At 39.2% G+C, this 24,964-nt stretch carries 25 protein-coding genes and 1 rRNA gene; 6 read left to right on the top strand and 20 right to left on the bottom strand.

Annotated features, from left to right (window positions below):
- The 3 genes from JFU56_RS18285 to JFU56_RS18275 all read right to left on the bottom strand — a co-directional run.
- Positions 1-67, bottom strand: a 16S ribosomal RNA gene (locus JFU56_RS18285); the annotation flags it as partial.
- Positions 68-780: 713 nt separating this feature from the next.
- Complete coding sequence (locus JFU56_RS18280) at positions 781-1,908, bottom strand: glycosyltransferase (protein ID WP_198438696.1); 1,128 nt, start codon at positions 1,906-1,908, stop codon at positions 781-783.
- A 19-nt stretch (positions 1,909-1,927) separates the two neighbouring features.
- Positions 1,928-2,791: a polysaccharide deacetylase family protein gene (locus JFU56_RS18275; protein WP_198438695.1), complete on the bottom strand. Its 864-nt coding sequence runs from the start codon at positions 2,789-2,791 to the stop codon at positions 1,928-1,930.
- A gap of 219 nt (positions 2,792-3,010) precedes the next feature.
- Here JFU56_RS18275 and rraA point away from each other — a divergent pair, with 219 nt between their 5' ends.
- Positions 3,011-3,496, top strand: coding sequence for a ribonuclease E activity regulator RraA (rraA, locus tag JFU56_RS18270; protein ID WP_198438694.1), 486 nt, complete (start codon positions 3,011-3,013; stop codon positions 3,494-3,496).
- Between the two features lie 49 nt (positions 3,497-3,545).
- Here rraA and zapB read toward each other — a convergent pair whose 3' ends face one another.
- The 3 genes from zapB to JFU56_RS18255 all read right to left on the bottom strand — a co-directional run bounded on the left by zapB (position 3,546) and on the right by JFU56_RS18255 (position 5,641).
- Complete coding sequence (zapB, locus tag JFU56_RS18265) at positions 3,546-3,773, bottom strand: cell division protein ZapB (protein ID WP_206759248.1); 228 nt, start codon at positions 3,771-3,773, stop codon at positions 3,546-3,548.
- A 160-nt stretch (positions 3,774-3,933) separates the two neighbouring features.
- A complete protein-coding gene (gene cysE, locus JFU56_RS18260) occupies positions 3,934-4,695 on the bottom strand; it encodes a serine O-acetyltransferase (protein WP_374221054.1) in 762 nt (253 codons plus the stop codon).
- A gap of 55 nt (positions 4,696-4,750) precedes the next feature.
- Complete coding sequence (locus JFU56_RS18255) at positions 4,751-5,641, bottom strand: cation diffusion facilitator family transporter (protein ID WP_305798256.1); 891 nt, start codon at positions 5,639-5,641, stop codon at positions 4,751-4,753.
- Positions 5,642-6,067: 426 nt separating this feature from the next.
- Here JFU56_RS18255 and JFU56_RS18250 point away from each other — a divergent pair, with 426 nt between their 5' ends.
- Together JFU56_RS18250 and JFU56_RS18245 are read left to right on the top strand one after the other, a co-directional pair.
- Positions 6,068-6,754, top strand: coding sequence for a response regulator (locus JFU56_RS18250; protein ID WP_198438691.1), 687 nt, complete (start codon positions 6,068-6,070; stop codon positions 6,752-6,754).
- A 105-nt stretch (positions 6,755-6,859) separates the two neighbouring features.
- On the top strand, positions 6,860-8,152 hold the full coding sequence (locus JFU56_RS18245) for an ATP-binding protein (protein WP_242066011.1): 1,293 nt from the start codon (positions 6,860-6,862) through the stop codon (positions 8,150-8,152).
- A 38-nt stretch (positions 8,153-8,190) separates the two neighbouring features.
- Here the strand turns inward: JFU56_RS18245 and JFU56_RS18240 are convergent, their stop codons facing one another.
- Entirely contained in the window at positions 8,191-8,439 is a 249-nt protein-coding gene (locus JFU56_RS18240; protein WP_198438689.1) for a hypothetical protein, read from the bottom strand.
- A 79-nt stretch (positions 8,440-8,518) separates the two neighbouring features.
- Between JFU56_RS18240 and trmL the strand changes: the two genes are divergently transcribed.
- Positions 8,519-8,983: a tRNA (uridine(34)/cytosine(34)/5-carboxymethylaminomethyluridine(34)-2'-O)-methyltransferase TrmL gene (gene trmL, locus JFU56_RS18235; RefSeq protein WP_198438688.1), complete on the top strand. Its 465-nt coding sequence runs from the start codon at positions 8,519-8,521 to the stop codon at positions 8,981-8,983.
- 108 nt (positions 8,984-9,091) lie between these two features.
- On the opposite strand, the gene fghA is transcribed toward trmL, so the two are convergent.
- The 11 genes from fghA to lexA form a co-directional block, all read right to left on the bottom strand.
- Positions 9,092-9,937 (bottom strand): S-formylglutathione hydrolase, encoded by an 846-nt coding sequence (fghA, locus tag JFU56_RS18230; RefSeq protein WP_198438687.1) that lies wholly within the window; start codon positions 9,935-9,937, stop codon positions 9,092-9,094.
- 62 nt (positions 9,938-9,999) lie between these two features.
- Positions 10,000-11,130 (bottom strand): S-(hydroxymethyl)glutathione dehydrogenase/class III alcohol dehydrogenase, encoded by a 1,131-nt coding sequence (locus JFU56_RS18225; RefSeq protein WP_198438686.1) that lies wholly within the window; start codon positions 11,128-11,130, stop codon positions 10,000-10,002.
- Between the two features lie 265 nt (positions 11,131-11,395).
- Entirely contained in the window at positions 11,396-12,727 is a 1,332-nt protein-coding gene (gene dinF, locus JFU56_RS18220) for an MATE family efflux transporter DinF (protein WP_198438685.1), read from the bottom strand.
- Positions 12,728-12,814: 87 nt separating this feature from the next.
- The gene (locus tag JFU56_RS23245) at positions 12,815-14,014 is read right to left on the bottom strand and encodes a methyl-accepting chemotaxis protein (protein WP_198438684.1); all 1,200 of its coding nucleotides are present in this window, start codon (positions 14,012-14,014) and stop codon (positions 12,815-12,817) included.
- Positions 14,001-15,065, bottom strand: coding sequence for a chemotaxis response regulator protein-glutamate methylesterase (locus tag JFU56_RS18210; protein WP_198438683.1), 1,065 nt, complete (start codon positions 15,063-15,065; stop codon positions 14,001-14,003). Before JFU56_RS18210 ends, JFU56_RS23245 begins: the two co-directional genes overlap by 14 nt.
- 38 nt (positions 15,066-15,103) lie before the next feature.
- Entirely contained in the window at positions 15,104-15,952 is an 849-nt protein-coding gene (locus tag JFU56_RS18205; protein WP_198438682.1) for a protein-glutamate O-methyltransferase CheR, read from the bottom strand.
- A complete protein-coding gene (locus JFU56_RS18200; protein WP_198438681.1) occupies positions 15,945-16,475 on the bottom strand; it encodes a chemotaxis protein CheW in 531 nt (176 codons plus the stop codon). Before JFU56_RS18200 ends, JFU56_RS18205 begins: the two co-directional genes overlap by 8 nt.
- Positions 16,476-16,492: 17 nt before the next feature.
- On the bottom strand, positions 16,493-18,550 hold the full coding sequence (locus JFU56_RS18195; protein ID WP_198438680.1) for a chemotaxis protein CheA: 2,058 nt from the start codon (positions 18,548-18,550) through the stop codon (positions 16,493-16,495).
- 2 nt (positions 18,551-18,552) lie between these two features.
- Positions 18,553-18,915: a response regulator gene (locus JFU56_RS18190; RefSeq protein WP_198438679.1), complete on the bottom strand. Its 363-nt coding sequence runs from the start codon at positions 18,913-18,915 to the stop codon at positions 18,553-18,555.
- Between the two features lie 9 nt (positions 18,916-18,924).
- Positions 18,925-19,212, bottom strand: coding sequence for an STAS domain-containing protein (locus JFU56_RS18185; RefSeq protein WP_198438678.1), 288 nt, complete (start codon positions 19,210-19,212; stop codon positions 18,925-18,927).
- A 242-nt stretch (positions 19,213-19,454) separates the two neighbouring features.
- Complete coding sequence (lexA, locus tag JFU56_RS18180; RefSeq protein WP_198438677.1) at positions 19,455-20,078, bottom strand: transcriptional repressor LexA; 624 nt, start codon at positions 20,076-20,078, stop codon at positions 19,455-19,457.
- Positions 20,079-20,275: 197 nt separating this feature from the next.
- On the opposite strand from lexA, the gene plsB reads away from it, so the two are divergent.
- Positions 20,276-22,711: a glycerol-3-phosphate 1-O-acyltransferase PlsB gene (plsB, locus tag JFU56_RS18175; protein WP_242066010.1), complete on the top strand. Its 2,436-nt coding sequence runs from the start codon at positions 20,276-20,278 to the stop codon at positions 22,709-22,711.
- 119 nt (positions 22,712-22,830) lie between these two features.
- Here plsB and ubiA read toward each other — a convergent pair whose 3' ends face one another.
- Both ubiA and JFU56_RS18165 read right to left on the bottom strand, forming a co-directional pair.
- Positions 22,831-23,691 (bottom strand): 4-hydroxybenzoate octaprenyltransferase, encoded by an 861-nt coding sequence (ubiA, locus tag JFU56_RS18170; RefSeq protein ID WP_198438675.1) that lies wholly within the window; start codon positions 23,689-23,691, stop codon positions 22,831-22,833.
- A gap of 16 nt (positions 23,692-23,707) precedes the next feature.
- Positions 23,708-24,304: a chorismate lyase gene (locus JFU56_RS18165; RefSeq protein ID WP_198438674.1), complete on the bottom strand. Its 597-nt coding sequence runs from the start codon at positions 24,302-24,304 to the stop codon at positions 23,708-23,710.
- A gap of 173 nt (positions 24,305-24,477) precedes the next feature.
- On the opposite strand from JFU56_RS18165, the gene JFU56_RS18160 reads away from it, so the two are divergent.
- The gene (locus JFU56_RS18160; protein WP_198438673.1) at positions 24,478-24,879 is read left to right on the top strand and encodes a flagellar basal body-associated FliL family protein; all 402 of its coding nucleotides are present in this window, start codon (positions 24,478-24,480) and stop codon (positions 24,877-24,879) included.
- Positions 24,880-24,964: the final 85 nt, after the last annotated feature.

Genomic DNA, 24,964 nt, shown 5'->3' with positions numbered 1-24,964 from the left:
GCTCGACTTGCATGTGTTAAGCCTACCGCCAGCGTTCAATCTGAGCCATGATCAAACTCTTCAATTAAAAGTTTTTTGACTGATTACCTAAGTAATCAAGTCGGCTCAATGAATTCTGTACTTCAACAACAAACCGAGGTTTGTTGTTTATAAAACCAAATCTTTCGATTTAATTTAATGTTCACAATTACATTGATATAATTTTTGGTCACTATATCTCTGCAAGTGCTCACACAGATTGCTTGAATAAATTGTTAAAGAGCATTGACTCTGACGTCTTGCGTCGTAGTCAGGCTGCGTATTCTACGCAAACCAATTTCGAAGTCAAGTACATATTTGCACTTTATTTCAGGAAGTTAAAAAGTAACTTTCGATACTGATAAACACCTTTACTTAGCGGCTGTTGCCGTGTCAGTGAGGTCGCATTATAGAGATCTAATGATTCCAATCAAGCATTATCTGTCATTGATAACCAAATAATATAAAACAGGGCGTATACGTTTCAAAACACCTCTCAATGTACAAAAAACAATCAACCCAGTGCAATAATCATTATAAACATACTGCATCCCAGATTTATTAAGGCAACGGTCGATATAAAGAAGTCGCACCGTATACATCAATACCAACCATACTTACCGCATACTTGGCGTTGCTATAGCTTGTACTCGCTTTTGGCTTTAGCGCTTTTAATATCAGCTACAGTTAATCTCAGCACAGGCCCTTCAATAATATCATCACTCAATTTAAGATCTGGTAAAGCAAGTTAAGGTAGGTCAATTACATTGGAAGAGATGTTACGGCCAGCACACTTTTATATTCACTCACGTACTGCCTACTCATATGCAGATAATTAAATTCATGCATGGCGCGATCATAAGAGAAATTAATTTTAATTTGATTGTGACTTCGAATTAAACTTTTTGAAATGGCTATTTGCAACGCAATAGGATCTTTCGCTGGCACTATCCATCCACCACGACCGTGACCTAGCATATGTGGCATGCCGCCAACATCAGTAACAACACATGGTAGTCTCGCCTGCATAGCTTCAAGTAAAGCGATAGGCGTGCCCTCTGTAATTGAAGGCATAACAAAAACATCAAAATAATTAAAATAGCTCAGCAGTGACTCCACAAAACCAAATAATAGAACATGCTTATCTAGATCTAATAATCTTATTTTATTTCGTAATCGATCTTCTTCAGGTCCCGAGCCAAATATAACAAGTCCAGTGTTTGGGTCATGTTCAATTAATTTAGGTAATGTCTCGATAAGAGAATCAAAATTTTTTTCAGCCGCGAGACGACCCGCACCCATCAAGCGCGTGGTTTTATTATGAATAAAATGATTTAATCGATCATCAACCGGACACTCAGGACTGTAGCCACCAATGCCATTTTCAATCACTGCATATTGGCTTGATGCTAAGCTTTGGATATTTGGCAGGCTTGTCATATTTTGGCTAACTAGAAAAATTCGATTCAATTGTTTTAATGCATACTTATCCAGATATTGATAAAGCGCCATTCGACTATATATAGGGGCAGACACGTAACCATGTACCGTAGAACAAATACATTTAAAACGATTTCGTTTTGGCATTAAACCAAAAATTATATTAAATTTATAACCGTGGGAATGGACAACATCAAAACTGTTACCCTCTGCAAAATTTTTTATATATTGATTTATGCAGAACGAACCCAGCTTACTTACCCGCATGGAATTAACTTCTATACCGTATTTGCGGCAAATAGTTTCAAATTCTTTTTCTTTTTGCCCTTTATAACCAAAGCTAAGTAAAGCGGTATCATGACCGAGTACTTTGATTCCCAGCATCAATTCAATTAAAACTCTTTCAGCGCCATAAAAACCACCACTCTCTATCACGTGCAATATTTTCATTATCACAACATCCTTATCATTAACTGACACAGCGTCCTTTGCGTTTATGAATACTACTTATCTGCAGTACTTTACGCAGATGTACATCACTGATTGTTTGCCAAGCATATTCCGAAAATAGCTGATGTAAAATAACAGGCGTCTCACGGAGGTGATAACCATGTAACCATTTTTTAAATAAGCTATCCGCCCTAATATTAGGTTGCTGGTTATCCATCATCCATGTAGAAAGACTTCCTAATACAGGTGTTTTGGTCGTTTCAATAAAATTGCTCACTAATTTACTGCTTGATTCATATTTTCGCAGACGAATGCTATTCGTATTAATAATTTCATATCCATGACTTAATACATGGTGAGTGGATACGTTTAAATACTGAAAACCATCGAATACAGATCCAACTGAGTCCTGATGCATATCAGCCCTATCGACACGGTTCTCACTACAATATTCATAACCAGCCAACACTAATTCATTTTCTAACCACGCATTCATCGACCGACATAATTTGGTATCCGCTCGATAACCAACAACACGACGGCCTATGATTTGTGAGAGCTGAGCTTTGTAACGATTTAAATCATCAATAATCTTTCGCTGATTAAAATGCAGTGAGCCAGCAGGGCTGTAATGTCGATATGCAAGCTCATGCCCCTGCTCTGCTATTTTTTTTAACATCGAGGGAAATTGAGATATCGTCCAACCATAAACAAAAAATGTCGCAGTTACGTGGTGGTCGCTTAATAACAATAAGAGTTTATCAATCGCATATTCGATACGAGGTGAGAGTAAGTCCCAATCGCTTTCTTTTATATTGAATTGATAAGCGGGGGCTTGAAAATAATCTTCGACGTTAATACTCAGTGCATTAATAATTGGCATAACAACCCCATCGTAATGATCTGCTCTATTATCATAAAGAATAGACCATCACATCCGACTATCAGCGATTCATCTTACATTAACTAAATATCAGTCTATATTTTCATGGAGTGACCCATATTTTGATTTATCCAAGAATAATAAAGGCTTAATTTATATGCTAACAGTGCTATGATTTATTGCTAATGACCTAACTTTCTTCACTAAAAGGTGCTGCTCATGGAATACAATACTTCTGAACTATGCGATATATATGCAGATATGATTGATGTAGTTGAACCGATGTTTATGAATTTCGGTGGTAAGTCATCGTTCGGTGGCCAAATTACAACAATTAAATGTTTTGAAAGTTTAGGTTTGATTGAAGAAACACTTCAGCAACCTGGCTTAGGTAAAGTATTACTGATTGATGGCGGTGGCTCACTAAGAAGAGCTTTAGTTGATTCTGACATTGCACAAATGGCATTTGAGAATGAATGGGAAGGCATTATTGTTTACGGGAGTATACGAGAAGTTGATCAGCTCGATGATATTAATATAGGTATTCAGAGCCTAGCTTCTATCCCTGTAGGTGCTGATGATAATCGTACTGGCGAAGTGGATGTCGCGGTTAATTTTGGCGGGGTTACATTCTTACCAGATGATCATGTCTATGCAGATAGTACTGGCATTATTTTGTCCGCCGATGCACTTGATATCGAATAGAGCATAGAAACAGAGGTATATGTTTTCTCAACTATACCTCTGAATCAAATTATGCTTCTTCTTCTAACTCTTCTAGTTCTTGAACTTCATCCATTCTGCCTAGCAAAGAGCGTAAACGATCTTGCCACACATCTTGTTGGCCTTTAAGCTCAGCATTATTTTCTAATAGCTGGTTGTTTTCTTCTTTTAGCTCTTCTAATTCCATTTGTAAAAGGGAAATCGTATCAACTGCTGTTTGGACTTTACTTTCTAATTTATCTAATACGTCAAAATTCATTTTGTCACCCATAATTTAAGAATTCAATATTGTGCTGAGAGGGCTTATCCCTTAGCTAGAAGAATACAACGCTAGTCAACCGACAACAAGTCTTATTAGTTAATTTATGATGCCCCTAAGCAGAATTAAGTTTTTGTTTGTGAGCACTGACATTTATACATCAAATTGTTTGATTCATCGCTAATGATGGCATATCAGAGTCAGGCCTACCAACAACTTTAGCTGGAACACCTGCAACGGTAGTATGTTCAGGAACAGGATCGAGTACAACACTACCCGCACCAACTTTAGCCCCTCGCCCTACTTCTATATTACCAAGTACTTTAGCGCCAGCGCCGATCATCACGCCTGCTCTAATTTTAGGATGGCGATCACCGCCTTCTTTACCCGTACCACCTAATGTCACATTTTGTAAAATAGACACGTCATCTTCGACAACCGCGGTTTCACCAATAACAATGCCTGTTGCATGATCGAGCATGATACCTCGGCCAATTGTTGCAGCAGGGTGAATATCAACAGCAAATACCACTGAGATCTGATTCTGTAGGTAGATGGCTAATGCTTCTCGCTTTTGATTCCATAACCAATTAGCTATTCGATAAGACTGCAGGGCGAGAAAACCTTTCAAGTATAAGAGCGGCGTCGAGAAATACTCAACCGCCGGATCTCGTTCTTGTACAGCACATAAATCCGCGGCTACCGAATGCAAAATAGTTGGGTCTCCTTTTAATGCTTCTTCAATTACCTCACGTAATAAAATAGCGGGCATTGTTGCACTGTCGAGCTTATTGGCTAATTGAAAGCTCAATGAGCATTTTAAGCTGTCGTGATTTAGTATTGTTGAATGGAAAAAGCTCGCTAGCATCGGTTCCTGTTCAACCAATAATTTAGCTTCGTCTCTAATCCTAAACCAAGACATTGAAAGTTTATCTTCCATGTTAATTCCTTTACAACATTTAGAGTTCACGTTTATATTAATCATTTTTTTTCTTTACTATTGAAATGGGGTCTTGGTGAATAAGCACTTCCGTATTCGCAAATTCACGGAGTAAATTAGTTTCTACTTTATCAGCAATTGCATGTGCATGAATTAAAGTGAGATGATCATCTAATTCAATATGAAATTGAATAAATCGCATATATCCAGATTGTCGGGTGCGTAACTCATGTAAGCCGAGTACATTTTCAGTATTCGCGACGATAGCTGTTATTTTAACTATATCCTCAGCGGGTAACTCATGATCAAGCAACGTCTGAATTGACTCCATACCGATCTCATACGCACTGTATAATATGTAGCAGGATATTAGTATTGTTGCTAATCCATCAACCCAATAAAAGCCATATGCAGATAAACTAAGCGCAATAAGCACGGCAGCATTTAGCCATAAATCTGATTTGTAATGAAGTGAATCAGCTTTAATCGCTACACTCGCGGTTTTAGCCACCACGTAAGTTTGATAACGAATGAGTATAAATGTAACCAATAATGCAAAAATAGAGACTGCGATACCTAGCTCTGAACGGACAATCGGTTGTGGATCTAATAATGCGCTAACACCATGCAGCATGAGTAAGATTGATGAACCAACTATAAATGCTGATTGTACTAGCCCAGCTAACGACTCAGCCTTACCATGTCCAAAACGATGCGCTTCATCTGCAGGCTCTAATGCATAGCGAATCGCAAATAAATTGATAATGGACGCACCAATATCTAAAAACGAATCAGTCAAAGATGCCAATATCGATGAAGACCCTGTGGCAAACCACACAAATAATTTGCTGCATAATAAGATCACAGCCGTTGCGACCGATGCATAACTCGCGCGCTTGACTAATTTTTCATGGTTAGGATTTATCACAAGTTTACCTTTTACATTATCTTGTGTTTATTATAAACCCGAGTAATAGAAAAACAACGACAAGTTATTCATCTTAAAACCGCTATAAATGAAATAAAATAGCCTAAATAAACATATCCTGCGGTTATTTAACGATATTGAAGAGGCATAGGTATAAATAAATCTTTTATACTAGTGCGTTAATCTAAAATAATAAGAATAAATACGCTGTAATTAATCGAAGATAGAATAATCAGGTAGCTTGTCACAATCTCTAACACTTTAATTACAGATAACATTGTTTATTACAATCTCTTAGTTAAACTGACTACACACCTGCATTATTGTGGTCGCTAAATAAAAATGTAAAACAAGGTAAATCTTAGAATTATTTACTGCTTAACCCAGTATCCTAATACCATAAGAACAATTAACAGAGTACCTAATATGACGAAACTATTATTAATTGATGACGATATAGAACTAGCAGAATTACTGGCTGAGTTTCTTAACCTCGAAGATTTCGATGTTGATATGGTACACGATGGTGAAGCCGGTTTAGCCGCAATCAGAAGTACACAATACGATATGGTACTTTTAGATGTCATGATGCCGAAGCTAAATGGCTTTGAAGTATTAAAAAAACTCCGTGTTGATAACAGTACGCCAGTATTAATGTTGACAGCAAAAGGGGATGAGATCGATCGCGTGCTTGGCTTAGAAATGGGGGCTGATGATTATTTGCCAAAACCATTCAGCGATCGTGAATTACTCGCGCGTATTAAAGCAGTGCTGCGTCGAATAGAACCAGTCACAACGACAAAAAATACCGAATTATTAACCCATTTAGATATAGAGATAAATAGCCGTACACAAGAAGCCTGGTGCCAAAGTACTTTGCTTGATTTAACCAGCACCGAGTTGATGCTACTAGAAACGCTTATCTCTTCTCCTGGCATTATCTTAACCAAAGCCGATCTAAGCGAACAAGTATTAGGTAAAAAACTGACGCCATTCGATCGCAGCATTGATATGCATTTAAGTAATCTACGTAAAAAATTACCAGAAAGAACAGATGAAAAGATGCGTATTCGCACATTACGTGGCCGCGGCTATATGTGGTTAGACACTTAATAAGTCTCCCTTACGCTGCCATTACTCTTAAAATAAGGTTATCTACACGTGCTTAGTAGCAAATTAAATCATTTATTCGTTAAAATTTTCGTCTGGTTTTGGTGCATGCTACTACTCGTGGTTGCGGTCGTCATTGCCCTGCCGACTCTCGATAGCCGAGTAATGAAACAACTCGATCCACGCTCGGTCAGTATCTTAAACAGCATTGCGCATAATATTGCGACGTCTGCGGAACGCTACCCAAGCGTGCCTCTACAGGTCCTCATCACACCTAAAGAGGCGCAAACCAAAAATTTTTATTTGGTGGCGACTAATGGTGATATCGTTTCTAGCACGAAAGCCTCAAAAGCGATCCGTCGTTTTATTTTGCAAAGTGAAGAGTCATTATCACCGAAAGTAAAACAATATAAGAACTGGCTAATGACAGGGCCAATTTCTGTTGTATTACGTGGCGAGCAATTCCAGTTATACGCGGCACAGCAATTACCTGCCGAGCATAACATTTGGTTAATTAACGTCTTAGATAGACCATTTCTCTTACTCTTTATTACGATGTTAGTTAGCATGCCATTATGCGCATCACTCGCATGGCATATTTCGAAGCCATTACAAAAACTGAAAAAAACCGCATCAGATATTACCGATGGTAATTTAGATGCTGTCGTACCTGCAACACAAAGACAAGATGAAATTGGTGAACTGGCAAGAAGTTTACGTACAATGATGTTCTCAATTCGTGAGCATATCTCACTACAGCATCGCCTGCTCAGTGATATATCTCATGAACTAAGATCACCATTAACGCGATTGAAGATGTCGGTGGCACTATCTAAGCGCCGTTACGGTGAAACGAAAGAAATTCTACGTATTGATAATGAATCAGAGCGTTTAGAAGAGATGATTGCAGCACTGTTAAACTTATCTAAAATGCAATTGAATGCCACGACCAAAGAATCGTTTAATATTGATTCTTTATTACAGCCAATTTGTGATGATGCAGTGTTTGAAGCGGAACAACTTGGAAAAGTGTTTACCCATCAAGTGATCCCAGATGCGGACATTAAAGGTTTTCCCGCTCTACTTGGTAGCGCTGTCGAAAACGTGATACGTAATGCACTACGTTATGCTTCAGAACAGGTTAACTTAGCGATTATCAGCGATGCAGATAAAATTACCTTTGTGATCACAGATGATGGACCAGGTGTGCCAGATGATGAGGTTGAACAAATATTCAAACCTTTCTATCGAGTATCACAAGCGCGCGATCGAGAATCAGGTGGTGCAGGACTTGGATTAGCGATTACCGAAAATGCCATTAGACAGCATCACGGTGAGATAGTGGCAAGTAATAGAGAAACGCACGGTTTACAAGTATCTATTACTATACCCATCAGTTAATCGCTATATTCATCACAGCATAAAAACAGGAGGGAAGCTTATTGCTGCTCTTCTGTTATTTCTTCAGTTCGTTCTTCAATTTTAACCTGTGGACGTAATGGATCTTTCGTATCTAGCTCTGGAAACATTTTTTCTATTTGGCGGCGCTGCTCTACGCGCGATTTTTTCTGTTCATACATTTCAGTATCGAGATCTTCAAAAAACATATTAATCAAAATATTTAAGCTAAACGGTAGCGCACTTAATATAATTAAAGCTGCTACGATCAAAGTACTACGCTTTTTCATCACTTTTACCATTAGGTTGTTAATTTTGCTATTCTACCCAAAGAACCAACGTTATATAACCCTGAACTGAGACTTAATTATGTTACAAGTAGCACTATTTGAACCTGAGATCCCACCAAATACAGGTAATATTATTCGCCTTTGTGCCAACTCTGGTTTCAAATTACATTTAATTGAACCGCTTGGTTTTGAGTGGGATGATAAAAGGGTAAAACGTGCGGGGCTAGATTATCATGAATTTGCTGATGTTAAGCGTCATGCTAATTATCAAGCCTTTTTAGACTATGTTGGTGATGCGCGTATTTTTGCATGTACAACCAAAGGCACTAAATACCACCATGAAGCTGAATATCAGGCTGGTGATGTATTATTATTTGGCCCTGAAACGCGGGGACTGCCACCAGAAGTACTCGATACACTGCCACAAGAGCAGAAAGTAAGAATTCCGATGCTACCAGAAAGTCGTAGTATGAACCTATCGAATGCCGTATCAGTATTTATTTATGAAAGCTGGCGTCAACTGGACTTTGCAGGTTCAAAATAATTCAGCATTATTGAACATAAAAAGCATAGCAACAAAATAAAAAAAGGGTGATAGAACATAGTTCTACCGCCCTTTTCAATGTCTTATTCAGAACGACTATTTACATCATTATTTAGCTAAATTTGCCGCATGAAAACGCATATGCTTTTCAATAAAAGTGGCGATAAAATAGTAACTGTGATCATAGCCATCATGCATTTCTAGCGTGAGAGGGTAACCTTTCTTTTCTGCAGCGGCTGTCAGCATATTCGGTTTAAGTTGCTCATCCAAGAATGAATCATCTTTCCCTTGCTCAACCATTGCTGGTACAAACGTTTCTGCTTTGGCCATAAGTAAACTTGCATCGTATTCTTGCCACGTTGCTTTATCTTTACCTAAATAGTTTTGCAGCGCTTTTTGTCCCCAAGGGCAATTGATCGGATTACTAATCGGGCTAAATGCCGTTACCGAACGATAACGCTCAGGATTACGTAATGCCATCACTAATGCACCGTGGCCACCCATTGAGTGTCCACTGATCACACGCTCTTGTGTAACAGGAAAGTTAGCTTCAATTAATGCCGGTAATTCATTCACTACATAGTCATACATTTGATAATGCGTGTTCCATGGCGCTTGTGTTGCATTCACATAGAATCCAGCACCAAGACCAAAGTCATACGCCTGATCAGCATCATCTGGTACACCTTCACCACGCGGACTAGTATCAGGTGCCACGATAGCAATACCCAATTCTGCAGCAATACGCTGAGCACCGGCTTTTTGCATAAAGTTCTCATCAGTACATGTAAGGCCAGACAACCAATACATCACAGGTACTTTACGCATATTTGATGCTTGCGGTGGTAAATACACAGCAAAACGCATCTGACAGTTTAGTACACTCGACGCATGATTATATTGATGCTGCCAACCGCCAAACATTTTATTACTACTAACAACTTCTATAGACATGACAAACCTTTACTCGTCATTCCGTTACTTTATAAAAGGTAAAGTAACGGAATATATTTTAATTACTTATCGAAATGGATAACAGTACGAATACTTTCACCACGGTGCATCAGATCAAATGATTCATTGATATCTTCAAGCGCCATAGTGTGTGTGATGAAATCACTTAATGCGAATTCACCTTTTAAGTAACGTTCAACGTAATCTGGTAATTCAGTACGGCCTTTAACACCACCGAATGCACTGCCACGCCATACACGACCAGTCACAAGTTGGAATGGACGAGTAGAGATCTCTTGGCCTGCACCAGCAACACCAATTACAACTGATTCACCCCAACCTTTATGACAACATTCTAATGCTGAACGCATTAAGTTAACGTTACCAATACATTCGAATGAGTAATCTACACCACCGTCAGTCAGTTCAACGATAACGTCTTGAATTGGCTTGTCGTAGTCTTTCGGGTTAATAAAATCTGTTGCACCTAGTTTTTTCGCTAGTTCAAATTTGCTTTCATTAATGTCGATTGCAATGATACGACCGGCTTTAGCCATCGTCGCGCCGATTACAGCAGAAAGACCAATACCACCAAGACCGAAGATAGCAACAGTTGCCCCCTCTTCAACTTTAGCTGTATTCATTACAGCGCCCATACCCGTTGTTACACCACAACCAAGTAGACATACTTCTTCAAGTGGTGCTTCTTTGTTTACTTTTGCTAACGAGATTTCTGGTAATACTGTGTATTCAGAGAACGTTGAGCAACCCATGTAATGGAAGATTGGCTGACCGTCTTTATAGAAACGTGTAGTGCCATCTGGCATAAGGCCTTGACCTTGAGTCTCACGAATCTGTTGGCAAAGGTTTGTTTTACCAGACTTACAGAATTTACACTCACCACATTCAGGCGTGTATAAAGGAATAACGTGATCACCAACTTGAACACTTGTAACGCCTTCGCCGATTTGCTCAACGATACCGCCACCTTCGTGACCAAGAATCACAGGGAAGATACCTTCTGGATCATCACCCGATAATGTGAATGCATCGGTATGGCATACGCCTGAAGCGATAACCTTAACCAACACTTCACCTTTTCTCGGTAACATCACATCCACTTCTTCAACTGATAGTGGTTGGTTTGGACCCCAAGCAATAGCTGCTTTAGATTTAATAAATTTGTCAGTCATGTTCATCTCCATTGGGATAAAATTAATATGCCGTAATACCTATCTATGTATCCGACCAGTCATACTGTATGGCGCTCATTATATTCAATTGCTATACAATGATAATACCCTTAAAATACAAATTACTTTTACTCAGGTGTAACAATGAGGTTGAAACAAAATATATTGTGATAATTCCAGCTTTATTCCCTCACCATTCCTTTTTAAACTAACAAAGATATTATGAATAATAGCTAAATCTCTTCAGTATAGTTGATGACTCTTATTACGCAGATTCCCCCTTCAGAGAAGGTAATAAGAGCCAAGCAAGTGACAGACCACGAGCTAACATGAAAGTATTCATCGCGAGCCATAACGCATGATTCCCTAACCCACTGCTGATGACATACGTGGGTAAAAATACACAAATCACACAAAATAACATACTATTACGCATATCTTTTGCACGTGTCGCACCAATAAATACACCATCAAATACAAAACACCACACAGCAGTAAATGGTAATAGCACTAACCAAGGTAAATACTCAACAGCAATAGTGTTAACAGTATCGATATCTGTGATCATACGCACCATCTCCTCGCCAAACATAAAGAAAACCACTGAAAACACTACAGAAAAAATACCCGCCCACAGCAATGACGCAATAACAGATTGTCGATAAGCCACTCTATTTTTAGCGCCAATCGCCTTACCCACCATTGCCTCTACCGCATAGGCAACACCATCTAACGCAAAAGAAATAAACATTAAGAAATTGAGTAGCACTGCATTTGCTGCAATATACTCATCGCCAAGGCTGGCTCCCTTAAAGGTCATAAATGCAAATGTCAGTTGTAGACACAGTGAACGAATGAAAATATCGCGGTTTAATGAAAGTAGCGCAAATAATTTACTGCTCTCAAATAGGCGTTGAATAATCTCGGTCCTGCTCGGCAATAAAAATTTATTCAGTTGCTTTAACACTAACAATAAACCAAATAACAACGCTGCATACTCGGCAATCACAGAGGCTAAAGCTGCGCCCTCAACGCCCCATTCAAAATACACCACGAACAAAATATCTAACACGATATTAAATACGTTAGCAATAATCAGTAATAACATAGGTGCTTTCATATTTTGCAGGCCAATCAACCAACCTAATATCGCAAAATTAAATAACGCCGCTGGTATCCCCCACATACGTATAGATAAGTAGGCTTGTGCATTTTGTTGCACGTTGCTACTCGCATCAGTCAGCATAAAGGCTAACTCAACAATGTAATGTTTACCGAGTAATAACAACAAGGATAAAACCAACGCGATTAACAAAGCATGCACGAGGGTCATTAATATAACGGGATTATCTTGCTTGCCAAACGCTTGTGCAGTTAACCCTGTCGTCGACATACGCAAGAAGTTACACATAGAAACAATGAACATAACCACCGCAGATCCAAGCGCCACACCACCTAAGTACCAAGCTTGCTCAAGATGACCAATAACAATACTATCAACGAGTCCCAATAGCGGAATACTGATATTTGATAAGATCATTGGCAGCGCCAATGCGAGGATATTTCGATGTACCGAGGTGGGAATAGATAACCACATAGACTATGTTCAACTTTATAGAGGGTAGTAAAAGATGCCTGAGTCTATCTAACTTCAATTATGAAACAAAGTATTAGCCCGGATAAATCAAAACAATTCAATTTCTCCTTCATCCATCGTGCCAGTGCTAATAGTCTTATTTTGCCCTTGCAGTGATTGCTGCTTTAACTGCTCAGCAGCGGCTCTCAGTTTGTGAATAAAAGTATCTTGTTCGACATGTTCCTCTATCGACAACAATTCACTACACGCGAGTAATACTTGTTTCACATTCTCTGCTTGTAGCACATTATGTTCGGACAACTGGCTGATAATATCCTCAACTTGTAGACTGCGAACCGAATCATTAACACAGGCTTTAGTATCTACCGACAAACTCATGAGGTGATCCAGGTTCACTTCTAAGTTTTGCTCTAACTGCGCAAATTTCACTAACTCTTGATGTAACCGTGCTTGGGTTTGTGATGATTTTTCCGCATTATCTTTAGCTAATGATTCAACCATATGTTTGGCTTCATCGAACGTTGCCATCGCTTGTGTTACCTGACCTCTTATTTCATCATTAAATTTATTCGAAGTATCCGATAATAATCGTACTTCTTGCGCGACCACAGCAAATCCACGTCCCATTTCTCCAGCTCGTGCCGCTTCAATCGCTGCATTCAATGAAAGTAGGTTAGTTTGACTGGCTATTTTTTTGGCGTTATCAACCAACTCATTAATATTGAGCATCTGACGTTCCATAACTGCGATCTTATTCACAGCATCATTACTTTGCGTCGTAATTTCCATCATTAGATCAGAACAATTATTTAAAAATTGATGCGTTGATTTAATAAATATTTTTAAATCGATGGCATCTGGATCGCTACACTCTTCCCCAGTCAAGGCCAGTGCTTTATCTTTAGAAATGCTCAGTAATACTTTATGTAAAGATGTCGACTGCTCTGCAGACATACGTAACAATTGATAAAAAGTACTGTTTAATGTGGTAAATGACTCGCTATTAATATGCTGAGTTTTCGCTAAATCACTCTTTAATTCATCAATATGGGGCGGAATCTCTTGTTGTAACATATCCACCAACATGGCTTTGGTATCCCTCGACGTACTCTTATCAGTGCGACTTTCAACTTGCTGCACTAACGGTTTACTGGCTGCATAAAACACCGTGATTAATACCAATATGAGTGTCACTACAATCGCAGCGGAAGCAAGCCATTGCTGTAGCACCAACATCACTAATAGTGGCAATAATGTAACGCCTTGGTATAAATTAAATCGAGTCATGAGCCGTCCTTTTCACTTTCGCTATTTTTCTCTCTACCAATGTCGCTAGCGTCGGTGCAATTTTTGATAAACTTAATATATCCATCGCAGCCCCCAACCTAACCGCGGCACCCGGCATTCCCCAGACAACGGATGAAGCCTCATCTTGCGCAATTGTTAAAGCACCCGCGTCACGCATCGCTAATAACCCTTCTGCACCATCTTTACCCATGCCAGTCAACATGACACCTATCGCTTTATCACCATAGACTTTAGCGACCGAACCAAGTAACACATCAACAGATGGCTTGTGGCGATTTACCGCCGGACCATCAAATAATTGGCAAGTATAACGGCGTCCCGAACGCTGCACTTTTAAATGGCAATCACCTGGGGCTATGTATACATGATCCTGCTGTATGACCTCTTCACTCGTTACTTCAATCACAGTTAAACGGCAATGTTCGTTGAGGCGCTTTGCAAATGCACCACTAAAATGTTTAGGTATATGTTGGGCAACAACAATAGGCGGAAAAGGCGGGACTAGCGGAGTTAATAACTCCCTTAAGGCTTCGGTTCCCCCCGTGGATGCACCAATAGCAATTAATCTATCTTCTTGCACTGCTTGGCTGGTCAATAACGTGGGGATAGGCTCTCGCATAACACGTAAATTTGCACAGCTGGCTAATTTAACTTTGGTACAAAGTTCATCACCAAAAAGTCCCAATGATTGAGTACTCTTATCCGTCGGTTTAGCAATAAAATCAAACGCACCTAACTCCAGTGCTTTTAATGTCACTGGCGCACCTTGCGATGTCAGTGTTGATACCATGACAACAGGCATGGGACGTAATCGCATTAAATTATCTAAAAAAGCCAAACCATTCATACCCGGCATTTCAACATCAAGCGTTAATACATCTGGGTGTAATTGTTTTATTTTGTCACGCGCATCAAAAGGGTCAATCGCACTACCCACGACATCAATATCTGAATCTAAGCTGAGTAGTGTGGTTAGTATTTTGCGCATTAATGCAGAGTCGTCGACAACAAGTACTTTTATTTTCTGCATAAACGGGTCCTTATAGCACCATCAACATGGTGGCAGATTTAGCGTTGATAAATAGTTTGACCGACTAACTTAAATTTAGTGTTCGAACTTTGTAGGCTTTCAGAGTGTCCAAGAAAAAGATAACCACCTGGTTTTAACTTTGAGTAAAATCGTTGTATCAATTTCCGCTTGGTTTCATTATCAAAATAAATTAAAACATTACGACAGAAAATCGCATCAAATAGGCCACTCATCGGCCATGGAGATAATAAATTCAATTGTTTGAAGGCTATCAACTGTTTAATTTCATCATCCATTCCATAGCGATGTTGATGCTCCATATCAGCGCAATATTGCGAGCGATAATGCAGCGGAACCCCCATCAAATCATCATACCTTCCCTGATGTGCCCGCCATAAAACCTCACTATCTAAATCAGTCGCTAATATTTTAACGTCCCAATCAGGAAGTTGTCCCTGAACACTCATTGCAATTGAATAAGGTTCTTGACCTGTCGAGCACCCTGCAGACCATATGCGTAATCGTTTGTCTTGGTTATGATGTTTAAAATTAGCTAATGCCACCTTTTTTAAAAAATCAAAGTGATACTCTTCACGAAAAAAGGCGGTTAAATTAGTGGTAATAGCATTGATAAACGCACTCAATTCACCAGCGTAACTATCTTGTAATAACTGACAATAAGCAGTAAATCCATTTAATTTAAGGTGGCGTATCCTTTTCATCACTCGGCCATAAAGCATATCGCGTTTAGATTCATTGATGACAATGCCTGATTCTCGAAAAGCCAATTGCGAGAGATAGTTAAATTCCGCATCCTGCATAATCAGGTTAACAGCTCCACACTCGTGAATAGCACCACCCAATAGTGGTGTAGAGAGGCTAACCATTGGCAACCATCGCTGGCTGTGTATTATGTACGCTCAGGTTTTCAATATTTTTAAATTGTTCTAAATCTAACAATAAACTAGAGCTTAATAACACCACCATTTTATCTTTGATTGATACCAAACCACGAATGACACTAGGGCCATTATCTGAGCCTAATTGTGGCGGCAAGTTAATATCGCAATGTGCAATGGTATGGACATCAGAAACCGCATCAACAACAAGTCCCATCACTTTAGATTTAGCATCAACTAATACTTTCACGACAATAACCACGGTTATCGCACTGTATTCAATGTTTTTTAGACCAAACTTCTGTCGTAAATCAACGATCGGTACAATCGTTCCACGTAGATTAATCACACCTTTAACATACGCAGGCATATTGGGTATTTCTGTACATGATTCCCAACCTCGGATCTCTTGTACGTCTAATATTTCGACGCCGTACTCTTCCTCTGCCATTATAAATGTCAAAAACTGTGTCGATTGTTCGTCTGTATCGGTCAGCGTATTATTATCCATATATATTCACTCCTATCTTAAGCAGCAACGTGTGCACGCAGACCTGCTTGTTGGTACTTATCGCGCTCAGTTGTCACGCGTTTGATAATATCTCCAATATCTAAAATTAATGCGACCGTGCCATTGCCTAAAATAGTCGCGCCGGAAACACAACTTACTTTCATAAAGTTATCTTCGAGGTTTTTTATAACGACCTGCTGCTGCGCCGCTAAATCATCGACTAATAGGCCATATTTATTATTGCCACTTTCAACAACCACTAATAAGCCATCAGTAATATGCTCAAGGCTCGAATCATGATTCAGTACTTGATAAAGGCGAATAATAGGAATGAATTCATCACGCAGTTTAAATACCTCGGTATCATCGGCCAACTTGGTGACCATACCTGTTTTTAACTGCAAGGATTCAATAATTGACATGATAGGTAAGATATAAGTTTTACTGCCAATTTTTACCAACTGACCATCCATAATAGAAAGCGTTAAAGGTAAGCGAATTGAAAAACAACTGCCTATACCCGTTGTAGATTCAATCTTAATGCCGCCACCGAGTGATTCAATATTACGTTTCACAACATCCATACCAACACCACGGCCAGAGATGTCACTTACCTCCTCGACAGTTGAAAAGCCGGGTGCAAAAATAAGTTCATCAATCTGATTATCACTGTAAGTTAAGTCCTTATTAACAATGCCTTTCTCAATCGCCTTTGCGTGGATCTTCGTGCGGTTTAACCCACGGCCATCATCACGGATCTCAACAATGATCTCACCACCTTGATGAAAAGCGGTTATATCAAGGTAAGCGACGTCACTTTTACCCGCTAACTTTCGCTCTGCAATCGTTTCAATACCATGGTCCAAAGCATTACGAACCAGGTGTACAATTGGATCGGAGAGTTTCTCAAGCATAATTTTATCCAGCTCAGTTTCCTCTCCATGCATTCTCAGTAATACATTTTTACCGAGTTGTTCACTTAAATCTCTGACCATTCTTGGTATACGATTAAAAGCAAATTGGATTGGTAGCATCCTAATTTTCATCACACTGTCTTGCATTTCTCGAGTATGTTGCGATAACTGATCAAGACCTTTTTTTAATGCCGGTAATCTTTCAGCTGAAAAGTTTTGCCCAAGCTCACCTAACATGGCTTGTGTGATCACCAGTTCACCAACCATATTGATTAACGCATCCACTTTATCGATTGATACCCGGATTGAATTTGTTTCTGCCGATTTAGGCGCAGCAATATTTTTCGTAACAGCTGCAGAGGCTGGTGATTCACTTAATTTATCACTCACTATTACTATTTTATTGTCTGCTGATTCATCTGACGCAGTAGAGCGATTGATCGTTATCGTAGAGTCATCTTCCACCCATTCAAATGCTTCTTTTATTTGCGCCTCACTCACCGAACTGACTAACTCAAGTTCCCAACTTACATAGATATCCTCAGGTTCTACATTTTTCCATGTCGGAATATTTTTACATTGAGGTGTTACTTTAAGCTCTCCCATCTCAGCTAATTCCGCAAAAATTAATCGCGGTTCATTACCTTGTTTTAAAATATCCTGACCGGGAATAAAGTGGATTAACCAAGTATTATCATCGTATTCATTAAACGCTGATGGATTTCCTTTAATAACAAAATCATCCTCAACCGCTAATGTGTTTTGATTCGTATCAAGCTGTAAAAATTGGTTATATTGTTGCTTGAGGCTTTCGGCCGCCTCTGGGATTGATTGCGAGTCTTCCGCTAACAGTTGGATCCAGGCACTTAAACAATCTTTTGTTTGTAAAAAAAGATTAATGTGTCCATCAATAAGCGTTATTTTTTCTGCACGTAAATCATCAAGCAGTGTTTCAGCAACGTGCGTGAATTCGGTTAATTGATTAAAACCGAATGTACCAGCGCCCCCCTTAATCGAATGCGCGACCCGAAAAATGGTATTAATAACTTCACTATCAACGTTACCCGGAGTGAGCTTGAGTAACTCGGATTCCATTACCTCCAAGCCTTCTCGGCATTCTTCAATAAACACTTGTTGAAACTGCTTAAGATCGATATCCATGCTCACCTCAATACTTTTTGTACGGTAGCAATGAGTTTTTCTGGGTTAAAAGGTTTTACGATCCAGCCAGTTGCGCCAGCAGATTTACCGGCCATTTTTTTATCCGCACCAGATTCTGTGGTTAACATCAGAATCGGCGTAAATTTATAAGCACTTTCATTACGTAATTGACTAATTAAGCTAATACCATCCATACGTGGCATATTAATATCTGAAATAATAAGATCGAAATGGCCAGTCTTGGCTTTGGCTAAGCCATCAACCCCATCGACGGCCGAGTCGACCTGATAACCTGCTTGTTTTAAAGTGAATAAGACCATTTCACGAATGGATACCGAATCATCTACAGCTAATATTCGTTTCATTAGAGTGCCTCACATTGATGCGTAATTAAAATCCGTTTCAAATCCTAACGCTTTTACCACCGTCATAAATTTATCCGACGGAGATAAAAACACCAGTGTCGTATTATGTAATGCTAAGTGTTGAGCATAAGCATAAAAAAGTTGGCAAGATGCACTGTCTATATGCGTGATGTAACGTGCATCGAAAAGTTGAGGTTCGGTATTAATAGGCAACGAATCAAGCGTGGCTTTAAGGCTCGAGATCGCGGAGATATCGATCTTTTCACCGAGTTCCATGGTGATGGGGGCTTGTTCCATAAATTAATCCTGTATTTACACAAACGTATTAAAAAATAAATTATTAATATAACTCGTGTTGAGTATAGGAAAGGATTTTATAAATAAGTGGACGATAGAGAGAACTGTGATGTGAAGACAACATTTAAAGTCGTTTACAAGATGAGAGAACAAGAATAGACGGCGGAAAATACAAAATAAAAAGATAGATAGTCATAAGATTATTAACTATCTATCCTCAAAACAACCAAGGTAAAGCGTGATTACATCCAATCAGTATTACGAATAATACCCACAGCAACACCTTCAATATCAAAGCTTTGGAAGTTTAAATCAACACGTATCGTGCTCATTTCATCATTTTCAGGATGCAGTAAAATTTCACAGCCTTGTTGTTCAAAACGTTTCACGGTTACTTCATCGTCAACGCGTGCCACAACAACTTGGCCTTTACTGATGTTTTTAGTTTTATGTACCGCTAATAAATCGCCATCCATAATACCAATGTTGCGCATACTCTCGCCGCGAACACGCAATAAAAAATCAGCGTTTGGCGTGAACATTGATGGGTCAACATTATAATGCGCCTCAATATGTTCTTGCGCTAAAATTGGCTCACCAGCGGCAACCTGACCGATCAAAGGTAATCCACTCTCATTACTGGCTTCTTCAGCATTAACCAACAAACGAATACCGCGAGAGGTACCCGCTAAAATTTCAATGTGGCCTTTTCGGGCTAATGCTTTTAAATGTTCTTCGGCAGCATTCGGCGAACGAAAACCAAGTTCCTTCGCAATCTCAGCTCGGGTTGGCGGCATGCCGGTATTTTTAATATGCTGCTTAACTAATTCAAATACTTCTGCTTGTCTTTGTGTCAATGCTTTCATTATGAACCCTAACTGGTTTTATATACAGTTTCTTGTAATTATATACAGTATAATCAAGTTTGCAATATAAGCAGTCGGTATATCAAAATAATAATGAATTAACCGCTTGCTGGTGCTTAAACACAGATTTATAGCCACGTATCTGATATTATTGGAGTAAGCACTCTCGCACTTTAAATAACAGAATGATAACCATTATGCAACAAACACCGTCAATGTTAAGTCGAAGTTTCGTTAACGGCTTAGTTAAATCTCAGTACGTACCAGATAACCCAGTTGATGCGTTAAAGTTAGATTTAACGCGTCCTATTGTTTATGCTTTGAAAACTAAATCGATGACGGATCTCGTCGCATTACAACGCGCCTGTAAAGAACTAGGCCTGCCCGATCCGCTCACACCAATCAAAGTTAACGGTGTAATTATTCCTAGCCACGTTTGCTTAGATAATCCAGCCCCACTGTTTGGCAAGACCAAAAATACCGACGTATTTTTTGATGAATTCCAACAATTATTACGTTTACACAAAGATGATAAAGTCCTCGACATTCAATTGATGCCAGTAGCATTATTTTGGGGCCGTGCACCAGGAAAAGAAGGCCAAGTGCCACTGCTATCATTAGCTAACAGTATTTCACCAAGCCGCTTGCGCAAAACGTTAATCGTCGGACTGAACCGTAAAGACAACTTAGTTCGCTTTAATAATCCTGTGTCACTGCGTTTCATGGCTGATCAACACGGTAGTGACGAGAAACTCGCACAAAAATTAATTCGTGTTGCGAAGATCCATTTTAGTCGTCAAAAGTTAGCGGCGTCGGGTCCTAAACTACCAAATCGTTACCAATTGTTTGAACAACTATTACGTAATCCAGAAGTAAAAAAAGCGATTCAAGTTGAGATAGCGGAACATAACATTTCAGCACAAAAAGCTGAAAAACGCGCCAACGATTATATCGATGAAATTGCCAGTGACTTCTCGTATAAACTCGTCAAAAACACCAGTAATTTCATGAGCTGGTTATGGAATAAAATATACAGCGGTATCAAAGTAAACAATGCCGAACAAGTGCGTAAACTTGCAGCCGATGGCCATGAAATTGTATTCATGCCTTGTCATCGTAGCCACATGGATTACTTACTTATTTCTTATGTGATTTATAATGAAGGTTTGATTCCACCGCACATTGCTGCCGGTATTAATCTTAACTTCTTCCCTGCTGGGCCTATGTTCCGCCGTGGTGGTGCATTCTTCTTGCGTCGTACATTTAAAGGCAACAAACTTTACGCGACCATTTTTAGAGAGTACTTAAGTTTGCTATTCTCGAAAGGTTATTCGGTTGAATTCTTTACCGAAGGTGGGCGTAGCCGTACAGGACGTTTATTACCACCGAAAACAGGTATGCTTAACATGACGCTACAAGCGATGTTAAGAGAGCAAAACCGACCAATCACCTTAGTGCCTGTATATCTAGGCTACGATCATGTGATGGAAGTAAGCACCTATGTAAAAGAATTGTCTGGTGCCAATAAGAAAAAAGAAAGTATGTTCCAGGTATTTGGTATCGCTAAAAAATTGAAAAATTACGGCCAAGCATTTGTAAACTTTGGTGAACCAATCAACCTGAATCAATATTTAAATAAACACGTTGAAAACTGGCGCGATGACATGAATATGCCTGTCGAAGAGCAACCGCAATGGTTACAGCAAACCACTCGTGATCTTGCCAATAAAGTCATGGTAAATATCAATAGTGCAGCCGCGGTGAACTCATTAACTATCTGTGCACTCATTTTACACGCTGCACCACATAAGGCCTTAAGCCGAGAAATTTTAGTACAGCAAATTGATAGCTACCTAAAACTATTACGCAATAACCCTTATAGTGAATTCAGTACCTTGCCAGAAAATAGTGCAGAAGAAATTCTAGATCAAGCAATATCACTGAAAAAATTCACCGTACGTGAAGATAGCTTAGGACAAATGCTATCTATGTCATACGAGCAAGCCGTATTATTAACTTTCTATCGTAATAATATTCTACACTTGTTTGCGCTACCGTCTTTAATTGCGGCGATCGTGGCAGATACACCGACAACGACAGTCGAAGATATTAACGCTAAAGTTTGTCAACTTTACCCGCTAATTCAAGCTGAACTATTCTTGAAGTACTCAAAAGATGAGTTAAGTGATTGCATTAATAACACGTTAACTGAAATGCAAGAACAAGGATTGATTAACAATGACAATGATATCGTCACTCCGGTGAACGAACGCCTCATGTCATTGAAGCTACTTGCTGCCAGCATCCAAGAAACATTACAGCGCTATGCAATCGTACTAACAGTATTAGAGCATGACCAAGTAATTGAACGGACTCACCTTGAAGATCGTAGTCAGTTGATTGCCGAGCGTCTATCGTCACTCAATGGTGTGAGCGCGCCAGAGTTCTTTGATAAGAAAGTACTGACCATCTTTATTGATAAGCTGCAAGAACTGCATTACTTATCCGATACAGGTACCGCGAAAGCAGATAAGATCAGTCTGTTAGCTAACACTGTTAGAAATTTAACGACGTTAGAAGTAAAACAAACGATCTCAGATGTAATGCTCAGTCAGCAATCTAACAACGCCTAGCATTAATGCCGAAGACCTTTGATTTATATAATCAGCAACGGCCTGATATTTGATATTGAAGATAATAAAAAAGGAGCCTCGGCTCCTTTTTTATTATTCTGTGTATCGTCAACCTTTACCTATAAATAACTTAAAACCAAGCTTATAAAGATAACCATACCCACATAATTATTATGTAAAAAAGCTTTAAAACAAGAAGCTCTATCGCGCTCAACAATCAAGGTTTGTTGATAGACAAACAATCCGGCCACGATAGTCAAACCAATAAAGTACACGCTTGGCAATACCAGTAACCAACCTAACATACCAAGACATAACAGCGATGATAGCTGTAACAGTCCCACAATCAGTTTATCTTTTTCAGCAAATAAAATAGCGGTAGATTTAATCCCAATCTTTAAATCATCATCACGATCGACCATGGCATATAACGTATCATAAGCCACTGTCCATAAAATATTAGCGACAAATAATAACCAGGCATAACTCGGAACGGTATCAAGTTGCGCCGCAAAACCCATTGGAATAGCCCAACCAAATGCCATACCAAGTACTACCTGAGGTAGATGAGTATAACGTTTCATAAATGGATAACATGCAGCAAGGCCGACTGCCGCAAACGATAGCATGATAGTCAATGTATTCATGGTCAGAACAAGCAAGAAAGCTAACAAGGTCAACGCAAAGAAAAATGTTAACGCAGCGCGACTTGATATACGCCCAGCTGCCATCGGTCTATTTTCAGTGCGCTTTACATGACCATCTACATGTCGGTCAGCAAAGTCATTAATCACACAGCCAGCGGCACGCATTAAGATCACGCCCAGTGTAAAGACCAGCAGCACATCTAATTTTGGTAATCCTTCAGCTGCAATCCACAACGCCCATAACGTCGGCCACAATAATAGCAAGGTGCCGATGGGTTTATCCATGCGAGTAAGCTGTATGTAATCTTTTACTTTTTCTGTCATTAATGACATGTCGTTTACGTCCTTATTATTTATATGCCAGTGCGTCAGGCAAAAAAACTTCAGATACCAATAATGATTTACCCGCTAATAAAAAGCATGAACGACGACCAAATAACGACATTGTCGGTATTGAGGTAAGTTGACTCGCTAATTCATATACGCGGCTGTGAGCATCAAACTCTGCGATTTCAATTTCACTACGCTGCATATCCGGCGCACTAAATAACACCGTACCTAATGAACGTTCACCCAATTTTTCAAGTTCACCACCCGGCGCCGTTAAGGCATTAAGCGGCATAACACTGCGCGCAAATACCCAAGGAATACCGTCGAGTTTTAGTAATACCTCTCGTACGAAGCCAATGTTTTCTGTTAGGTTTAATTTTGTTTTTTCATCATCGGATAATGGATAATTGCCTTCAATAAGTATTTCGACCGTAAAGGCCTGACAATACTGCTTCAACCTTGCCGTTAACGAGCCTGTATCAACCAACCAATCAAAAAGGCTAGCAGACAAATTCTCTGCCAATATAGTTGGCCATAGCCAGTTAGCATCACAACCAATCGGATAATGAGCTGGTCTTGATTCACGCATCTGCTTATTATTTATATTATCTGACATATTATAAATTACTTTTTCTAACAACAAAATCAGGCATAATTATCTGCTATTCAGGCTAAGATTGTAAGTCGGGACACAAGTTGTGCACGGATTTATTTAATTAATCATTTGAAAATGAGTATACTAGCGACAACACTGCCATTTTCCATCTCATTTAACTAAGGATACGGTAAATGAAAAAGCTATTCTGGCTACTATGTATGATCACTGCATCACTTTCACCTACCGCCGTATCAGCAAATGGTGATAAGCCCGTGTATATTTATTTCGGTTTAGAACCTGATATTATTACTAACTATGTCAGTGAAACCAACAAAATTGGCTTTATCAGTGTCTCAGTCGAATTTATGTTGGCAGATAAAAATAGCCTCGAGGTGATTGAAAAACATGAGCCGTTAATCAGAGATAAGATTATCTCATTATTAGGTCAGCAATCACCACAGCATTTACGCTCATTAACAGGGCGAGAGGAAGTTAGAAAGCTTATCCAAAATGAAGTGAATAGCCTACTGAAACAAGAAAGTGGTAAAGGGGTTATTGAAAATCTGTTATTTACCAAATATTTATTAATGTAATAAAAAAGGAGTAAGCTATTTAGCCTACTCCTTCATTTATCTAGCTCACCAATAACATGCGCGTCACATGATTAGCCGTTAATCG

It is taken from the genome of Moritella sp. F3 (genome assembly GCF_015082335.1).
Lineage (GTDB): Bacteria > Pseudomonadota > Gammaproteobacteria > Enterobacterales > Moritellaceae > Moritella.
Note: the sequence above shows the minus strand (reverse complement) of the source record. Positions and strands in the feature narration are given on the sequence as shown.

Excerpts from the sequence above, each read along its gene's own strand:
- JFU56_RS18280 (WP_198438696.1), bottom strand. The coding sequence starts at position 1,908 with ATGAAAATATTGCACGTGATAGAGAGTGGTGGTTTTTATGGCGCTGAA.
- JFU56_RS18275 (WP_198438695.1), bottom strand. The coding sequence starts at position 2,791 with ATGCCAATTATTAATGCACTGAGTATTAACGTCGAAGATTATTTTCAA.
- rraA (WP_198438694.1), top strand. The coding sequence starts at position 3,011 with ATGGAATACAATACTTCTGAACTATGCGATATATATGCAGATATGATT.
- zapB (WP_206759248.1), bottom strand. The coding sequence starts at position 3,773 with ATGAATTTTGACGTATTAGATAAATTAGAAAGTAAAGTCCAAACAGCA.
- cysE (WP_374221054.1), bottom strand. The coding sequence starts at position 4,695 with ATGTCTTGGTTTAGGATTAGAGACGAAGCTAAATTATTGGTTGAACAG.
- JFU56_RS18250 (WP_198438691.1), top strand. The coding sequence starts at position 6,068 with ATGACGAAACTATTATTAATTGATGACGATATAGAACTAGCAGAATTA.
- JFU56_RS18245 (WP_242066011.1), top strand. The coding sequence starts at position 6,860 with ATGCTACTACTCGTGGTTGCGGTCGTCATTGCCCTGCCGACTCTCGAT.
- JFU56_RS18240 (WP_198438689.1), bottom strand. The coding sequence starts at position 8,439 with ATGAAAAAGCGTAGTACTTTGATCGTAGCAGCTTTAATTATATTAAGT.
- trmL (WP_198438688.1), top strand. The coding sequence starts at position 8,519 with ATGTTACAAGTAGCACTATTTGAACCTGAGATCCCACCAAATACAGGT.
- fghA (WP_198438687.1), bottom strand. The coding sequence starts at position 9,937 with ATGTCTATAGAAGTTGTTAGTAGTAATAAAATGTTTGGCGGTTGGCAG.
- JFU56_RS18225 (WP_198438686.1), bottom strand. The coding sequence starts at position 11,130 with ATGACTGACAAATTTATTAAATCTAAAGCAGCTATTGCTTGGGGTCCA.
- dinF (WP_198438685.1), bottom strand. The coding sequence starts at position 12,727 with ATGTGGTTATCTATTCCCACCTCGGTACATCGAAATATCCTCGCATTG.
- JFU56_RS23245 (WP_198438684.1), bottom strand. The coding sequence starts at position 14,014 with ATGACTCGATTTAATTTATACCAAGGCGTTACATTATTGCCACTATTA.
- JFU56_RS18210 (WP_198438683.1), bottom strand. The coding sequence starts at position 15,065 with ATGCAGAAAATAAAAGTACTTGTTGTCGACGACTCTGCATTAATGCGC.
- JFU56_RS18205 (WP_198438682.1), bottom strand. The coding sequence starts at position 15,952 with ATGGTTAGCCTCTCTACACCACTATTGGGTGGTGCTATTCACGAGTGT.
- JFU56_RS18200 (WP_198438681.1), bottom strand. The coding sequence starts at position 16,475 with ATGGATAATAATACGCTGACCGATACAGACGAACAATCGACACAGTTT.
- JFU56_RS18195 (WP_198438680.1), bottom strand. The coding sequence starts at position 18,550 with ATGGATATCGATCTTAAGCAGTTTCAACAAGTGTTTATTGAAGAATGC.
- JFU56_RS18190 (WP_198438679.1), bottom strand. The coding sequence starts at position 18,915 with ATGAAACGAATATTAGCTGTAGATGATTCGGTATCCATTCGTGAAATG.
- JFU56_RS18185 (WP_198438678.1), bottom strand. The coding sequence starts at position 19,212 with ATGGAACAAGCCCCCATCACCATGGAACTCGGTGAAAAGATCGATATC.
- lexA (WP_198438677.1), bottom strand. The coding sequence starts at position 20,078 with ATGAAAGCATTGACACAAAGACAAGCAGAAGTATTTGAATTAGTTAAG.
- plsB (WP_242066010.1), top strand. The coding sequence starts at position 20,276 with ATGCAACAAACACCGTCAATGTTAAGTCGAAGTTTCGTTAACGGCTTA.
- ubiA (WP_198438675.1), bottom strand. The coding sequence starts at position 23,691 with ATGTCATTAATGACAGAAAAAGTAAAAGATTACATACAGCTTACTCGC.
- JFU56_RS18165 (WP_198438674.1), bottom strand. The coding sequence starts at position 24,304 with ATGTCAGATAATATAAATAATAAGCAGATGCGTGAATCAAGACCAGCT.
- JFU56_RS18160 (WP_198438673.1), top strand. The coding sequence starts at position 24,478 with ATGAAAAAGCTATTCTGGCTACTATGTATGATCACTGCATCACTTTCA.